Source organism: Ramlibacter sp., assembly GCF_035655895.1.
Lineage (GTDB): Bacteria > Pseudomonadota > Gammaproteobacteria > Burkholderiales > Burkholderiaceae_C > Ramlibacter.
The window spans coordinates 1,119,859-1,134,352 of record NZ_DASRTN010000006.1 but is presented as its reverse complement, the minus strand read 5'-3'; the positions used below and the strand labels follow the sequence as shown (position 1 = coordinate 1,134,352).

Genomic DNA, 14,494 nt, shown 5'->3' with positions numbered 1-14,494 from the left:
AAAGCCCGCGATTATAGCCTGAGTTTTCGAGCTCTTCGTTGGACGATCTGCTCGAGCACCCAACCGGCGGCGCACTGCCCGAAGGTCGCGGTGACGGTGACCACCGAACCATAGCCATGGCAGTTGAGCGAGCCGTCCGGCGTCACCGCGCAGGACGCATCCGGCGGGGCGACCGCTTCGCGGCTGAACACGCACGGCACGCCGATGCGCTTGCCCTCGCGCGGCGCGCCATGGAACTTGCGCAGCCGGTAGCGCAGTTGCGCCAGCAGCGGGTCGTGCGTGGTGTTGGCCAGGTCGTCGATATCGACCCGGTGGGCCAGCCGCTTGCCGCCGGCCGCCCCCACGCTCAGGAAGGGCATGCCGGCGCGCAGTGCCCAGGCGGCCATGGCCGTCTTGGCCCGCACCTGGTCGCACGCGTCGATCACCGCGTCGACCGGGCGCGGCAGCAGCCCGGGCCAGTTCTCGGGCTCGGCGAAATCCTCGACCCCGTGCACCTCGCAGCCGGGATGGATCAGGGCGATGCGCTCCCGCATGGCCTGGACCTTCGCCTGGCCCAGGGTGCTGTCGAGCGCGTGCACCTGGCGGTTGATGTTGGATTCGGCCACGTGGTCGAGGTCGACCAGCACGAGCGCGCCGACGCCGCTGCGCGCCAGCGCCTCGGCCGCCCAGGAGCCGACGCCGCCGACGCCCACCACGGCGACGCTGGCCTGGCGGATGGCCAGGGCGCCGTCGACGCCGTACAGGCGCTCGAGCCCGCCGAAGCGCCGCGCGAGGTCGGCCCCGGCCGCGGCTTCCATCAGCGCAGGCGTGCGAGGCGCTCGCGCGCGGCGCCGGCCGCCTCGGACTGCGGGTAGGCCTTGACCAGGTCGTCCAGCGTCTTGCGGGCGCCGGCGTTGTCCTTCAGCTCGATCTGGCAGTTGGCGACGGACAACACGGCCTCGGGGGCCCGGGCATGGTCGGGCGCCTGCGCCAGCAAGGCGCGGAAGTTGGCCAGCGCGCCTCGGTAGTCGCGGTTGGCGTACTGCGCATTGCCCTGCCAGAACAGAGCCGAGGGACGGTAGCCGCTCTGCGGGTACTTGCGCACGAACTCCGCGAAGGCGTTCTGGGCGCCGGGGAAATCGCCCTTGCGGAAGACGGCCAGTGCAGCATCGAACTCGCGCTGCTCGGCCGGATCGGCCAGGAACTCGCGGCCGTCGACCGACACCTTGGCTGGCTCGAACTTGCGCAGCCGGTCCTCGACGCCTTGCGCCATGTCCTTCTGGCGGCGCTGCAGGTCGGCGATGTCGCGGGCGAGCTGCTCGTCCTGGCCGCGCATGCGCGCGATCTCGCCGCGCAGGGACTCGATCTGCTGCTGCAGCTCGAGCATGCTGCGGCGCAGCTGCTCGTTCTCCGCTCGCAGGTCGGCCCGCTGCTTGTCGTCGGCGGCACGCTGGCCGTCGACGCGCTGGCGCAGCTCGAGGATCGCGCGGCGCGCCTCGTCGTCCTCGAACAGGGCCGCCTGCCCGGCCAGCGGAGCCACCAGGGCGGCCGCCGTCAGCCAGGGCGCCAGGGTCCGCGCGCGCATCATCGGTAAGAGATCTCGACGCGGCGGTTCTGCGCCCACGAGGACTCGTCACCGCCCGGCACCGCCGGCTTTTCCTTGCCAAAGCTCACCGCTTCCATCTGGCTGTCGTTCACGCCCAGCAACCCGAATGCGCGGCGCACGGCCTCGGCGCGGCGCTGGCCGAGTGCCAGGTTGTACTCGCGGCCGCCACGCTCGTCGGTGTGGCCTTCCAGCGAGACGCGACGCTGCGTGTTGGCCCGCAGGTAGCGGGCGTGGGCGTCGATGATCGACTGGAACTCGGGCTTGATCTCGTAGCTGTCGTAGTCGAAGTAGACCAGGCGTGCCACGTTGGCAGGCCCGCCGGGCTGGCCGCCCGCCGGATCGGCCGCCACGGACTCCACCCGGCTCTGGGTGGCCGGGCCGGTGGCGCCGCCGGGGCCGCCGGGCTGGACGGCGCTGCCGCTCTTGTCCTCGACCGGCACGTCATTGAGCTTGACGCCGGAACTGCAGCCGGCCAGGGTGGCCGCCACCAGCAGGCCCGTGAGGGTGCGTCGCATCATCGGTTGGTTCTCCTTCGATCAGTCGTCGTTGATTGTTTCAGCGCTGGAACGGGCCCCAGTCCGGCTCGCGGATGTCGCCGCCCTGCCCGGCCAGCCTGGCCTTGATCTTGCCATCGAGCGTGGTGGTCATGAGGGCCTCGCGTCCATTCTGGCGGGTGGCGTACACGATCAGGCGGCCGTTCGGCGCGAAGCTGGGGCTCTCGTCGGCGGTGGTGTCGGTGATCGCGGTCGCCGTGCCCGAGGGCAGTTCCATCACGTGCAGCTTGAAGTTGCCCTGCACCCGCGAGATATAGGCGAGCCAGCGACCGTCGCCGCTGATGGTCGGCGAGATGTTGTAACTGCCGGTAAAGGTGACCCGCTCGGGTTGGCCGCCGCCAACAGACACACGGTAGATCTGCGGCGCCCCGCCCCGGTCGCTCACGAAATAGATGCTGCGGCCATCCGGCGCGTACACCGGTTCGGTGTCGATTGCGCCGGACTGCAGCAGGCGGCGCGGCTCGCCGCCGGCCGAATCGATCGTGTACAGCTGCGAGCCGCCCTCGCGCGAGAGAGTGACGGCGAGCGTGCGGCCGTCGGGTGCCCAGGCCGGGGCGCTGTTGGAGCCGCGGAAGTTGGCCAGCAGCCGACGGCGCCCGGTGGCGACCTCGTGCACGTAGACCACCGGCTTGCGCGATTCGAACGACACGTAGGCCAGCTGCGTGCCGTTGGCCGACCAGGCCGGCGAGATGATCGGCTCGGGGCTGGCCAGGGCGGACTGCGCGTTCTCGCCGTCGGCGTCGGCCACCCAGAGGTTGTAGCGGTTGGCGTTCTTGGTGACGTAGGCGATGCGGGTCGAGAAGATGCCGCGCTCGCCGGTGAGCTTCTGGTAGATGAAGTCGGCGATGCGGTGCGCCGCCAGGCGCAGGTCGCCCGCGGTCACCGCGTAGCTCTGGCCGCCCAGGTCCTGCGCGCGCACCACGTCCCAGAGCCGGAAACGCACGTCCCAGCGGCCGTCCGCCAGGCGCGCCAGGCTGCCGACGACCAGCGAATCGGCGCCGGCCTGCCGCCACGGACCGACGTCGAGCCGGCTGGTTTCGTCCAGCGCGCCGCCGGCGCGGGGGTCGATCGCGCGGAACTGGCCGCTTCGCTCCAGGTCGGCCTGGACGATCGCCGCGATCTTCTGCGGGGCATCGCCCTCCCCCCGGAACGGGCTCACGGCGATGGGCAACTGGGTCAGGCCCACGCCGGTGACCTCGACGCGGAACTGGGCCCAGGCCGGAACGGCGGCGGCGCCGAGCAGGCCGATCAGGTGGCGGCGGCGCCAGGGTGCTGCAGTCATCATGGGCGTTAGTGTCTCCATTCAGCGATTGAGTTCAGTGATCTGCGCGGCCGGACCGCGCGCAATCTCCGCCAGGCCGACCGCGGCGCGCGTCACGCGCCCGGCCATCCGTTCTTCCACGCGACGGCGGTTGTCCGATTCGCGGGCCCGGCTGTTCTCGGGGTGCCAGAGGTGGAACACCTCGGTGGCCAGATAGCCATTCTTGCGCATCAGGCCGGCATGGTGCAGCCGCAGCACCAGGTCGGCATCCTCGTGGCCCCAGCCGTGGAAGCTCTCGTCGAAGCCGTTGACGGCCTCGAAGTCGCGCATCCACGTGCCGAAGTTGGCGCTGCGGATGCCTTTCCATCGGAAGGCACGCTGCAGCCGGCCGGGCGCGCCCGGCCACTGCAGCAGGTGCGCCAGCTTGTTGATGTGCCCGGTGGCCCGCAGGCGCAGCCAGCCGGCGGGCCCGAGGGCCAGCAGGTCCAGTTCGCCCGCCGCCACCCGGCGCGTGAGCGCCTCGTCCAGCAGCACGCGGCTGCCGTTGACGAAGCAGCCGGCCTGGGCCAGCTGCCGGTGGCGCTGCACGAACCGGGCATTCGGCACGCAGTCGCCGTCGAGGAAGACCACGTAGTCGCCACCGGCGTGCAGCGCGCCGAGGTTGCGCGAGCGCGCCGCGGTGAATCCGACGTCCGGGTGCCAGACATGGCGCACCGGGCAGGCGAACCGCGGCAGCCCGTCGCGCAGCGCCTGGATGTGCTCCGGCCGCGAGCCGTCGTCGGCCACCACCACCACGTCGTCGCCACCGCACTGCGGCGCGAGCGCGCGCAGCACCGCCAGCAGGGCGTCGGAGCGGTTGTAGGTGAGGACGACGAAGGCCGTCCTCATGGGCGGGGGATCTCCTGCGCGTCCCCGCGCTGCATCAGCCACAGCTTCACGTAGCGGTAGTACGTGCCTTCGGCGTTGGACACCGCCAGCATGAACCCCCAGCGGCCGTCCAGGAAACCCAGGCGCAGCACGTAGGTGCGGAAGAACGCCCACAGGCCATGCACCACGGCCTTGCCGAGCGAACCCTTGCGGCCGGCGGTGGTCATGTCGCGCGCGCTCGCGCTGGAGTAGCGATTGAGTTTCTCGAGCACGCCGTCCATGGTGCGGAAGCTGTAGTGCACGATCGATTCGCGCAGCGTGCCCACCGGTCCCTGCACCTGCAGGTTGGCGTGCAGGAAGTGCTCGGTGAAGCGCCCCTGCCCGCGGCGCGCCAGGCGGCGCGTGTAGTCGGGACGCCAGCCGCCGTGCCGCATGAAGCGCCCGCAGTACATCGACAGGCGCGGCACCCGGAAGCCGTTCACGTCGGTGCGCTCGATCGCCTGCCGGATCTCGGCGGCCAGCGCCGGGGTGATGCGCTCGTCGGCATCGAGCGAGAAGAACCAGTCGCCGGTGGAAGCGTCGATGCCGCGGTTGTTCTGCGGCCCGTAGCCCGGCCAGTCGGCGGTGACGATGACGCGGGCGCCTTCTGCGCGTGCCAGGTCGGCCGTGCCGTCGGTGCTGCCCGAGTCGAGCACGACGACCTCGTCGGCGAAGCGCGCCGAGCGCACGCAGTCGGCGATGTTCTGGGCTTCGTTCTTGGCGACGATGACGATGGACAGGCTGGGCATGGGCACAAGGAAGGCAGGCCCCACGGCATAATCTCTCCCTTCCTGCAACGGGCATTATCACACCCTCATCCATGAACCAGATTCCCACTGTCGTGGTCGCGGGCGGCGCGGGCTACATCGGCTCGCACATGGTGCGGATGCTGCGCGAGAGCGGCTTCCGCCCGATCGTCGTGGACAACCTGGCCACGGGCCACCGCGAGGCCGCCACGCAGGACATCCTGAAGGTCGGAGACATCGGCGACCGCGAGTTCATGGGCGCCGTGTTCCGCGAGTTCCAGCCCCAGTGCGTCATGCACTTCGCGGCCTCCAGCCTGGTCGGCGAGTCCATGACCAAGCCGGGCAAGTACTGGCGCAACAACCTCGTCCAGACGCTGAACCTGCTGGACACCATGCTCGAGCATGGCATCACGCAGTTCATCTTCTCCTCGACAGCGGCGACCTACGGCAATCCCGTGAAGGTGCCGATCCCGGAAGACCACCCGACCCGCCCCATCAATCCCTACGGGCACAGCAAGCTGGCGGTCGAGTACGCGCTGCAGGACTACGACGTCGCCCATGGCCTGCGCTCGATCTCGCTGCGCTACTTCAACGCGGCCGGTGCGCATCCGGACGGCAGCATCGGCGAGCGGCACGAGCCCGAAACCCACCTGATCCCGCTGGTGCTGCAGGTCGCTTCCGGCCGGCGCGAGTTCATCTCGCGCTTCGGCAGCCAGCACGCCACCCCCGACGGCTCGTGCCTGCGCGACTACATCCACGTGCAGGACCTGTGCGCGGCGCACCTGGCCGCGCTGCGCAAGCTGCAGGCCGGCGCCGCCACCACGGTCTACAACCTGGGCAACGGCCGCGGCCACTCGGTCAACGAAGTGATCGACGCGGCGCGCCGCGTCACGGGCCATCCGATCCCGGTGCGCGACGATCCGCCGCGCGCGGGCGACCCGCCGGCCCTGGTGGCGGACGCCGCCAGGGCGAGGGCCGAGCTGGGCTGGACGCCGCAGTACGAAGACCTGGACACCATCATCGCCCACGCCTGGCAGTGGGAGCGCAAGCTCCACCAGGTGCTGCAGGCGGCGTGAAGGGCATCGACTTCCGGGCAGTCCGCTGGCTCGCACCCTATTTCGGTGGCGCGAGCCGCCGCTACTGGGCCGTGGCCGCCCTGGCAACGGTGGTCTCGTCGGCACTCGAGCCGCTCGTGCCCGCCCTGATGAAGCCGCTGCTGGACCGCGGCTTCAAGCCCGGCGGCATCGAGCTGTGGATGGTGCCGGCCAGCCTGCTGCTGCTGTTCGCGGTGCGCGGCGCAGCCGGCTTCATCGCCGACCTGGCACTGGCGCGCATCACGCAGGACGGCCTGCTGGCGCTGCGGCAGGCCATGTTCTCGCGCCTGCTGGACGCGCGGCTGTCGCTGTTCGCCCAGCAGAACGCCACGGCACTGTCGAACACGGTGGTGTTCGAAGTGCAGAACGGCGCCCAGTTGCTGGTCAATTCCGTGATGGCGCTGGTCAAGGACAGCATCGCGCTGCTGGCGCTGCTGGTGTACCTGGTGTACCTCAACTGGCAGCTGACGCTGATCGTGTTCGCCATCGTGCCGGGCGTCGCCTGGATCATGCGCACGCTCTCGCGCCGCCTCTACCGGATCGCCCGCAGCACCCAGGCCGCCACCAACGACCTGGCCTATGTCGTCGAGGAGAACGTGCTGGCCGCCCGCGTGGTGCGCCTGCACGGCTCGCAGCCGGCCCAGGCCGCACGCTTCGCCGGGCTGTCGGGCGGGCTGCGCCGCCTCGCGATGAAATCGGCGGTGGCCTCCGCGGCGATCACGCCGCTGACCCACATGCTCGCCGCGGCCGCGCTGTCGGCCGTCATCGTCATTGCGCTCTGGCAGAGCCGCAGCGGCATCACGGTCGGCACCTTCGCCGCCTTCATCACCGCCATGCTGATGCTGATCGCGCCGATCAAGCGGCTGTCCGAAGCCGCCAGCCCGATCGCCCGCGGCCTGGCGGCGGTGCAGCGCGCGATCGATCTGATCGAGCACACGCCAGCCGAGTCCGGCGGGCAGTACGCGCCGGGCCGGGCCCGGGGCCTGATCGAGCTGCGCAACGTCAGCGTGCGCTACCGCGGCGACGCCGCCCCGGCGCTCGACCGGGTGAGCCTGCGGCTGGAGCCCGGCCACACGGTGGCCCTGGTCGGCCCCTCCGGCTCTGGCAAGACCACCCTGGCGAACCTCCTCCCACGCTTCGTCGCCCCGGACGGCGGCCAGGTGCTGCTGGACGGCCACGACGTGGCCGACTGGCAACTGCAGGCGTTGCGCGACCAGTTCGCGCTGGTCAGCCAGGACGTGGTGATGTTCAACGTGAGCCTGGCTGCCAACATCACGATGGACGCACCGGTCAACCGCGAACGGCTCGAGCGCGTGGTGGCCGCCGCCAACCTCGCCGACCTCGTGGCGACGCTGCCGCAGGGGCTGGACACGGTCACCGGACACAACGCCACCGAACTGTCCGGCGGGCAGCGGCAGCGGCTCGCGATCGCCCGTGCGCTCTACAAGGACGCCCCGGTCCTGATCCTCGACGAGGCCACCTCGGCGCTGGACGCGGCGTCCGAGCGCCTGGTCCAGGAGGCGCTGCAGCGGCTGATGGCCAACCGCACCACCCTGGTCATCGCGCACCGGCTGTCGACCATCGAGCATGCGCACCAGGTCGTCGTGCTGGAGGCCGGCCGTGTCGCCGAGACCGGCAGCCACGGCGAACTGCTGGCGCGTGGGGGGCTGTACGCCCACCTGCATGCCCTGCAGCAGGGCAAGGCATGAGCGCCGCGCCCCGTGCGATCGCCGCCGGCCGCCCGGTGTGGCGCCCGCCCCTGCGTCGCACCGCGGGCGGGCGTCCGTGCCGGCACGGCCGGTGCGCGGCACCGAGGGCACTCCCGTGACGCCGATGCACGCCTTGCGGCGGCCTCTCCTGCCGTCGCCGTCGGCCCTCCCCGCGCGGCACCAGCAGGTCCTGGCCCTCGCGCTCGGCGTGTTCGGCCTGGTGCTGCCCTTCACGGTCGCGGGCACGTCGGTCCTGCTCGCCGTGCTGCTGCTGCTGGGCCTCGCCGCAGCGCCGGCCGTCTGGCGCAGCCGTCCCTGGCGGGAACCCGCGATGGCCTTCGGCCTGCTGCTGCTGGCCTACGTGCTGCTGCACACGCTGCTGCTGACCGGGTCGGCGTCGGCGCTGCGCACGGTCCTCATGCGGTACAAGGAGCTCGCGCTGGCCCCGGTGCTGTTCGCCCTGTACCGCCTCGCACCGCAGCGCGACTGGTTCTTCCGCGGGCTGGTGCTGGGGACCCTGGGCTACGCCCTCGTGACCTGGGCCGGCCTGCTGCACGAGCGGCTGGGGCAGGTTCTCCTGTCGCGGCGGATCGCCGCCGGTTTCGAGTTCTCGGTGATGGCGTTCCTCCTGCTGGAACGGGCCCGCTCGGCCACACGCCGCTGGCCCTGGCTGCTCGGCGCGGCGTTCCTCGCGCTCACGGTGCTGGTCGCCGTCGACGGCCGCACCGGGCAGGTCGTGCTCCTGCTCCTGCTCGCCCACGCTGCGTGGACGCAGAGCCCGCGGCGCTGGCGACTGGCCGCGGCGGTGCTGCTGCCCGTGGCGGCGGCCACCGTGGCGCTGATGTCCGGCTCGGTGCAGAAGCGGATGGGCGAGACGCTGAACGCCTTCCGGCATCCACCCGCCGAGACGTTCACCTCCAGCGCCATCCGGGCCGAGCTGATCAAGCACGGCCTCACCCTCGCCAAGGAGCACTGGCTGCTGGGTGGCGGCTACACGCGCTACGCCGAGATGCACCAGGACGCGGTGCGCCGCGCCTACCGCGACGACCCGGCGCGGCAGGGCCTGGCCGACCAGTTCTGGGCCCGAGCCGAGAACCCGCACGACGAGTACCTGATGCACCTGGTCGGCGGCGGACTGCCCGCGCTGCTGCTGTTCCTGGCCTGGCTCGGCGCGCCCCTGTTGCGGGAAGGGCCGGACGGCGCGCCGTCGCCGGCGCTCACCGGCCTGGTGATCGCCTTCGCGGCCGGCTGCCTGTTCAACTCGCTGCTGATGGACTTCGTGGAGGGCCACTTCTACATGGGCCTCATGGCCTGGCTGCTGGCCCGCCAGTCGGTGCCGCCGGCATGAAGCGCATCCTGGTCATTGCCACGCGCCAGATCGGCGACGTGCTGCTGACCACGCCGCTGGTGCACGCGGCGCGGTTGCAATGGCCGCAGGCGCACATCGACGTGCTGGGCTTCGCCGGGACGCTCGGCATGCTGCGCGGCAACCGCGACATCGACGAGTTGATCGAGACACCGCCGCGGCTGGGCTGGCGCGGCTTGCGGGGGCTGGTGCGCCGGCTCTGGCGGCGCTACGACCTGGCGCTCGTCACCCAGCCCGGCGATCGCGCCCACCTGCTCGGCTGGATTGCCGCGCGCCAGCGCAGCGGCCTGCTGCCCGTCAGCCACGGCAGCAACTGGTGGAAGCGCGCGCTGCTGCACCACGTGGTGCTGAGCGGCGGAGACGACGGCCAGGAGCACGTGGTCGCTGAGAAGCTGGCCCTGCTGTCGCCCTGGCGCGGTGCGACAGCCGGGAGCATGCCGGTGGTCCCGCCGGAGGACGTGCCGCTGCCCGCGGACATCGCGCACCAGCTGCAGCCGGGGGCGGTGGTGATCCATGCACCGTCGATGTGGCCGTACAAGCAGTGGGCTCCGGAGAACTACCGCGTGGTCGCGGCCGACCTGCTGTCGTGGGGCCGTCAGGTGGTGCTGACCGGCAGCGGTGCACCGCGCGACCAGGAGTGCATCGCGCCGCTGCGCGACCTGGGCGCCGCCCCGCAACTGCTGGACGTGTCCGGCCGGCTCGATTTCGGCCAGCTCGCCACGGTGCTGCGGCGCGCGGCCCTCTACATCGGGCCGGACACCTCGGTGTCGCACCTGGCGGCCGCCTGCGGGGTGCCCACGCTCGCGATCTTCGGGCCCACCAATCCGCAGCGCTGGGCGCCGTGGCCCGCCGGCGGCGCCGAACCGCTGCGCTTCCAGCGGCGCGAGACGATCCAGTCGGTGGGCAACGTCACGCTGTTGCAGGCCGGCCTGCCCTGCGTGCCATGCAGCCGCGCCGGCTGCGAGGACCATCTGCAAAGCCGCAGCGACTGCCTGGTGGCGATTTCGCCGGAACGGGTGCTGGAGGCGGCGCTGGAGAAGCTGCAGGGGCGCTGAGCTTCAGAGCAGCACGATGTCGTACTGCTCCTGCCCCATCGCGCTTTCGCTCTGCAGCGAGATCGGCTTGCCGATGAAGTCGGACAGGCCGGCCAGGTGCTGGCTTTCCTCGTCCAGGAACAACTCGACCACCCGCGGCGAGGCCACCACCCGGTACTCGCGCGGGTTGAACTGGCGGGCCTCGCGCAGGATCTCGCGAAGGATGTCGTAGGCCACCGACCGCGCGGTCTTCACCTGCCCCGCGCCCTGGCAGGCGGCGCAGGGCTCGCACAGCATGTGCGCCAGCGATTCCCGGGTGCGCTTGCGCGTCATCTCGACCAGCCCCAGCTGCGAGAAGCCGCCAGCCGTGGTCTTGACGCGGTCGCGCCCGAGCTGCTTGCGGAACTCGGCCAGCACCGCGTCGCGGTGGTCTTCGCGCTGCATGTCGATGAAGTCGACGATGATGATGCCGCCCAGGTTGCGCAACCGCAACTGGCGCGCGATCGCGTGCGCCGCTTCCAGGTTGGTCTTGAAGATGGTCTCGTCGAAGTTGCGCGCCCCGACGTAGCCGCCCGTGTTCACGTCGATGGTGGTCAGCGCCTCGGTCTGGTCGACGATGAGGTAGCCGCCCGACTTGAGCTCGACCCGGCGGCCCAGCGCTTTGGCGATCTCCTCGTCGATGTTGAACAGGTCGAAGATCGGGCGCTCGCCCTTGTACAGCTGCAGCCGCTCCACCGCCTGCGGCATGAACTCCCGGCCGAAGGCATGCAGCACGGCGAACTGCTCCTTCGAGTCGATCCGGATGGTCTGCGTGTCTTCGGTCACCAGGTCGCGCAGCACCCGCTGCAGCAGACTCAGGTCCTGGTGCAGCAGCGAACCGGCCGGCAGCCGCACGGCGGCGTCGCGGATGCGCGCCCAGGTCTTGCGCAGGTAGGCGATGTCGTCGGCGAGTTCCGCGTCGGACGCGTCCTCGCCGTTGGTGCGCAGGATGAAGCCGCCGCCGCCACCGGTGTCGGCCGTGCCCACCAGCTTCTGCAGCCGCGACCGCAGCGCGTCGCGCTGCTCGCCGGGAATCTTCTGCGAGACGCCGACGTGGTCGTCCTGCGGCAGGAAGACCAGCAGCCGCCCCGCGATGCTGATCTGCGTGGAGAGCCGGGCGCCCTTGGTGCCGATCGGGTCCTTGATCACCTGCACCAGCAGCGGCTGCCCTTCGAACACCTGCTTCTCGATCGGCTTGACGGGCTGGGCCTGGCGGGTGGCGGGGTCCGGATGCGCGCCGTGCAGGTCGGCCACGTGCAGGAAGGCGGCCCTCTCCAGCCCGATGTCGATGAAGGCCGATTGCATGCCGGGCAGCACCCGCGCCACCTTGCCGAGGTAGACGTTGCCGACCAGCCCACGCTCGAGCGTGCGTTCCACGTGCAGTTCCTGCACCGCGCCGTGTTCGACGATGGCGACGCGCGTTTCCTGGGGCGACCAGTTGATCAGGATGTCCTGCTGCATGTTCCATGGCCGCGTTGCGGCCGGCACAGGATACCTCAGGCCCGACGCTCGACGGCGCCTCGCGCCTCCCCGTGCCAACGAACGCCGTCCCCGCGCTCGAATTCTGCAAGCGGCGGCGTTACAGCGCCGCCGAGCGGCACCTGCGCATGCTGCGCATGCTGGGCATGGCCGCATCGTCGTGCTGGTCACGGACGTCACCGCTCTGGGAGACGCCTCGGTTCACCGGGACCGCCGGGCGAACCCGTGTCGCCGTCGCCGTCGGCGCGGCCGCGTGGTGGGCATCGTGCCGGAGGCGGCCGACGTGACGGACCGTCCCTAGCCCGGCTGCATGCCGACCGCGGCCAGCAGTGTGGCCGTCTCGTGCAGCGGCAGCCCCATGATGCCGGTGTACGAGCCGGCGATGCGCGTGATGAACGCGGCGGCGCGCCCCTGGACGGCATACGCACCGGCCTTGCCCATCGGCTCGCCCGAGGCGACATAGCCGGCGATCTGCTGGCGGGTCATCGGCGCGAAGCTCACCCGCGAATCGCTCAGCGCCTGCAGGCGACGCCGTCCGTGCTGGACGGCCACGGCCGTCACCACGCGGTGCGTGGTTCCGGCCAGCGCGCGCAGCATGCGCGCCGCGTCCGGTGCATCCGCCGGCTTGCCATAGATCGCACGCCCCTTCGCCACGGTGGTGTCCGAACACAGGATGGGCGCGGGCGGCAGACCGCGACGGCGCAGGCGCGCCACCGCGTGGTCCAGCTTGAGGTCGGTCACGCGCCGCACGTACGCCGCAGGCGCCTCGCCGGGCAGCACGGCCTCGATGGCTTCGGCATCCTCGCCGTCGTCCGGCAGCAGGAGCTCGTGGCGCACGCCCAGCTGCTCCAGCAGCTGGCGCCGGCGCGGACTCTGCGAGGCCAGATAGATGAAGTCGGCTTGCCTGCCGGCGCGTTCACTCACGGTGGTACGGATGGTTGGCGTTGATCGACCAGGCGCGGTACAGCTGCTCGGCGAGCAGCACCCGCACCATCGCGTGCGGCAGCGTGAGGTCCGACAGCCGGATGCGCTCGTGGGCGGCCGCGCGCAGGGCCGGATCGAGCCCGTCGGGGCCGCCGATGAGCAGCGCCACGTCGCTGCTGTCCAGTTGCCAGGCCTTCAGCTTGGCCGCGAGGCCGACGGTGCTCACGGCGGTGCCGCGCTCGTCGAGTGCGACGACGCGCGCGCCCCGGGGGATCGCGCCCTCGATGCGCTCCCGCTCCGCGACCATCAGCTGCTCGACGGTGCGCGAGCCGCGCGGTTCGGTCTTGACGGCGCGCAGCTCGAGGCGCAGCTCGGGCGGGAACCGCTTGGCGTAGTCGTCCCAGGCCGTGGTCGCCCAGTCGGGGAGGCGCTGCCCCACCGCGACGACCAGCAGCTTCACGACTTGCGGGCGGCGGACTTGCCCGGGGCCTTGCGGGCGGGTGCCTTGGCGGCCGTCTTGGCCGCGCTCTTCGCGGTCGACTTGGCGGCCGATGTCGCCGGGGTCTTGGCCGCGGTCCGGGTGGCGGTCGGCGCAGCCGCCTTCTTGGCCGGCGCCTTCGCGGGTGCCTTGGCCGGCGCCTTGGCCGGAGTTTTGGCCGGGGTCTTCGCCGAGGCCTTGGCCGCGGTCTTCCTGGCAGGTGCCTTCGGCTTGGCCGCGCGGTCGGCCTCGAGGGCGGCGGTCCGGGCCGCGCTGCTGCGCTTGAGGGTGGTCTTGGCGGCGGCCTTCTTCGCAGGCGCGGGCTCCGGCGCGGCCGTCGCGGGCCTGGGCGCACCGAACTTCAGGCGGATCGGCTTGTCGCCCCAGATCTCTTCGAGGTGGTAGTAGTTGCGGATCGCCGGCTGCATGATGTGCGCGACCGCAGCCCCGCAGTCGACGATGATCCACTCGCCGTTGTCCTCGCCTTCGATGCGCGGCTTGGGGAACCCTGCCTCGCGCACGGCATCGCGCACGCTGGAAGCCAGTGCCTTGGTCTGCCGGTTGGAGGTGCCGGAGGCCACGATCACCCGCTCGAACAGCGGCGACAGATGCTCGGTGTTGAAGACCTGGATGTCCTGCGCCTTCACGTCCTCCAGGCCATCGACGATGGCTCGCTGCAGTCGTTGGGTGTCTTTCTTGGCGCTCGTTTCTTGGGTCATCAGGACGGGACGTAAAGGTTGTGGCGGGCAATATAACGTGCGACGCCTTCGGGGACCAGATGGCCGATCTCCTGCCGCGCCGCCACGCGGGCGCGGATCTGCGTCGCGCTGACGGGCATGGAGGGAAGCTCGACCGCCACCCAGCGGCCGGCAGGCAGGCTGCTGGCATCGAAGGGAGGCGCATCGGGATCGGGACGTGCACGGGCCGCCACCGCGACGGTGGCCAGCTGCAGGATGGTCGCGCTCTCGCGCCAGCTGCCCAGGGCTTCGGCCTGGTCGGCGCCGATCACCAGCAGCAGCTGGGCGCCGGGATGTTCGGCGCACAGCTCGCGCAGCGTGTCGACGGTGTAGGTGGGGCCGGTGCGGCGCAGTTCGCGGTCGTCGACCACCGCGCCCGGCACCCCGGCGAAGGCTTCGCGGGCCATCGCCAGGCGGTGCGCCGCGTCGGTCAGCGTGCGGGCCTTGTGCCAGGCCTGGCCGGTCGGAAACACCCGCAGTTCGTCCAGCCGCAACTGGCCGACCGCCGCGCGGGCGAGCGCCACATGGGCCAGGTGCGGCGGGTCGAAGGCTCCGCCGAACACGCCCAGCCGCATGGCCGTG

The 14,494-nt window shown here is 71.6% G+C and carries 15 protein-coding genes; 4 read left to right on the top strand and 11 right to left on the bottom strand.

Annotated features, from left to right (window positions below):
* Positions 1-11: 11 nt before the first annotated feature.
* From VFE82_RS08390 to VFE82_RS08365, 6 genes are read right to left on the bottom strand one after another with little or no spacing between them, the layout of a single operon-like run.
* Positions 12-797 (bottom strand): tRNA threonylcarbamoyladenosine dehydratase, encoded by a 786-nt coding sequence (locus VFE82_RS08390; protein WP_324999800.1) that lies wholly within the window; start codon positions 795-797, stop codon positions 12-14.
* Entirely contained in the window at positions 797-1,567 is a 771-nt protein-coding gene (gene ybgF / locus VFE82_RS08385) for a tol-pal system protein YbgF (RefSeq protein ID WP_414708738.1), read from the bottom strand. The genes VFE82_RS08390 and ybgF overlap by 1 nt, the downstream gene beginning before the upstream one ends.
* Positions 1,564-2,103: a peptidoglycan-associated lipoprotein Pal gene (pal, locus tag VFE82_RS08380; RefSeq protein ID WP_324999798.1), complete on the bottom strand. Its 540-nt coding sequence runs from the start codon at positions 2,101-2,103 to the stop codon at positions 1,564-1,566. The genes ybgF and pal overlap by 4 nt, the downstream gene beginning before the upstream one ends.
* Positions 2,104-2,140: 37 nt before the next feature.
* Entirely contained in the window at positions 2,141-3,421 is a 1,281-nt protein-coding gene (gene tolB / locus VFE82_RS08375; protein ID WP_414708746.1) for a Tol-Pal system beta propeller repeat protein TolB, read from the bottom strand.
* A gap of 21 nt (positions 3,422-3,442) precedes the next feature.
* A complete protein-coding gene (locus tag VFE82_RS08370) occupies positions 3,443-4,288 on the bottom strand; it encodes a glycosyltransferase (RefSeq protein WP_324999796.1) in 846 nt (281 codons plus the stop codon).
* A complete protein-coding gene (locus VFE82_RS08365) occupies positions 4,285-5,055 on the bottom strand; it encodes a glycosyltransferase family 2 protein (protein ID WP_324999795.1) in 771 nt (256 codons plus the stop codon). Before VFE82_RS08365 ends, VFE82_RS08370 begins: the two co-directional genes overlap by 4 nt.
* A 71-nt stretch (positions 5,056-5,126) precedes the next feature.
* On the opposite strand from VFE82_RS08365, the gene galE reads away from it, so the two are divergent.
* The 4 genes from galE to VFE82_RS08345 all read left to right on the top strand — a co-directional run bounded on the left by galE (position 5,127) and on the right by VFE82_RS08345 (position 10,276).
* Entirely contained in the window at positions 5,127-6,128 is a 1,002-nt protein-coding gene (gene galE, locus VFE82_RS08360) for a UDP-glucose 4-epimerase GalE (protein WP_324999794.1), read from the top strand.
* Positions 6,125-7,855, top strand: a complete 1,731-nt coding sequence (msbA, locus tag VFE82_RS08355; protein ID WP_414708737.1) for a lipid A export permease/ATP-binding protein MsbA — start codon at positions 6,125-6,127, stop codon at positions 7,853-7,855. The genes galE and msbA overlap by 4 nt, the downstream gene beginning before the upstream one ends.
* A gap of 124 nt (positions 7,856-7,979) precedes the next feature.
* Positions 7,980-9,203: an O-antigen ligase family protein gene (locus VFE82_RS08350; RefSeq protein ID WP_324999934.1), complete on the top strand. Its 1,224-nt coding sequence runs from the start codon at positions 7,980-7,982 to the stop codon at positions 9,201-9,203.
* On the top strand, positions 9,200-10,276 hold the full coding sequence (locus VFE82_RS08345; protein WP_324999793.1) for a glycosyltransferase family 9 protein: 1,077 nt from the start codon (positions 9,200-9,202) through the stop codon (positions 10,274-10,276). Before VFE82_RS08350 ends, VFE82_RS08345 begins: the two co-directional genes overlap by 4 nt.
* A gap of 3 nt (positions 10,277-10,279) precedes the next feature.
* On the opposite strand, the gene rng is transcribed toward VFE82_RS08345, so the two are convergent.
* The 5 genes from rng to nadD all read right to left on the bottom strand — a co-directional run bounded on the left by rng (position 10,280) and on the right by nadD (position 14,487).
* Positions 10,280-11,755, bottom strand: coding sequence for a ribonuclease G (gene rng, locus VFE82_RS08340; RefSeq protein WP_324999792.1), 1,476 nt, complete (start codon positions 11,753-11,755; stop codon positions 10,280-10,282).
* 315 nt (positions 11,756-12,070) lie between these two features.
* A complete protein-coding gene (locus tag VFE82_RS08335) occupies positions 12,071-12,697 on the bottom strand; it encodes a Maf family protein (RefSeq protein WP_324999791.1) in 627 nt (208 codons plus the stop codon).
* Positions 12,690-13,157 carry a 23S rRNA (pseudouridine(1915)-N(3))-methyltransferase RlmH gene (rlmH, locus tag VFE82_RS08330; RefSeq protein WP_324999790.1) on the bottom strand — a complete coding sequence of 156 codons (468 nt, stop codon included), beginning with the start codon at positions 13,155-13,157 and terminating at the stop codon, positions 12,690-12,692. The genes VFE82_RS08335 and rlmH overlap by 8 nt, the downstream gene beginning before the upstream one ends.
* Positions 13,154-13,894, bottom strand: a complete 741-nt coding sequence (rsfS, locus tag VFE82_RS08325) for a ribosome silencing factor (RefSeq protein WP_324999789.1) — start codon at positions 13,892-13,894, stop codon at positions 13,154-13,156. Before rsfS ends, rlmH begins: the two co-directional genes overlap by 4 nt.
* On the bottom strand, positions 13,894-14,487 hold the full coding sequence (nadD, locus tag VFE82_RS08320) for a nicotinate-nucleotide adenylyltransferase (protein WP_324999933.1): 594 nt from the start codon (positions 14,485-14,487) through the stop codon (positions 13,894-13,896). Before nadD ends, rsfS begins: the two co-directional genes overlap by 1 nt.
* Positions 14,488-14,494 lie beyond the last annotated feature (7 nt).